This is a genomic window from Pseudomonas sp. AL 58 (genome assembly GCF_036348395.1).
Lineage (GTDB): Bacteria > Pseudomonadota > Gammaproteobacteria > Pseudomonadales > Pseudomonadaceae > Aquipseudomonas > Aquipseudomonas defluvii.
The window spans coordinates 1-530 of sequence record NZ_JAZBQR010000077.1 but is presented as its reverse complement, the minus strand read 5'-3'; the positions used below and the strand labels follow the sequence as shown (position 1 = coordinate 530).

Sequence of the window (530 nt, the reverse complement as noted above, 5' to 3'; positions counted from 1 at the left end):
CAGGCCGCTGCGAACATCGCTGGCGTCAGCAAGGTGCTGGTTGCCGACAACGCTGCCTACGCGCACCAGTTGCCAGAGAACGTTGCGCCGCTGGTTGCCGAGATCGGCAAGGCCTACAGCCACGTGCTGGCACCTGCTACCTCCAACGGCAAGAACATCCTGCCGCGGGTTGCCGCACTGCTGGACGTTGACCAGATCTCCGAGATCATCTCGGTTGAGTCGGCCGACACCTTCAAGCGTCCGATCTACGCAGGCAACGCCATTGCCACCGTGCAGTCGAGCGCTGCGGTCAAGGTCATCACCGTGCGTGCTACCGGCTTTGACGCCGTTGCTGCAGAAGGTGGTTCGGCGGCTGTCGAAGCCGTTGCCGCTGCCCACGACGCTGGCAAGTCGGCGTTTGTCGGTGAAGAGCTGGCCAAGTCCGATCGTCCTGAGCTGACCGCTGCCAAGATCGTCGTTTCCGGCGGCCGTGGCATGCAGAACGGCGACAACTTCAAGCACCTGTATGCGCTGGCCGACAAGCTGGGCGC

At 63.6% G+C, this 530-nt stretch carries 1 protein-coding gene; it reads left to right on the top strand.

The genetic code is table 11. The annotated features are described in order from the left end of the window. On the top strand, window positions 1-530 hold a 530-nt coding region (locus tag UIA24_RS23130), incomplete at both ends, for an electron transfer flavoprotein subunit alpha/FixB family protein (RefSeq protein WP_330524056.1).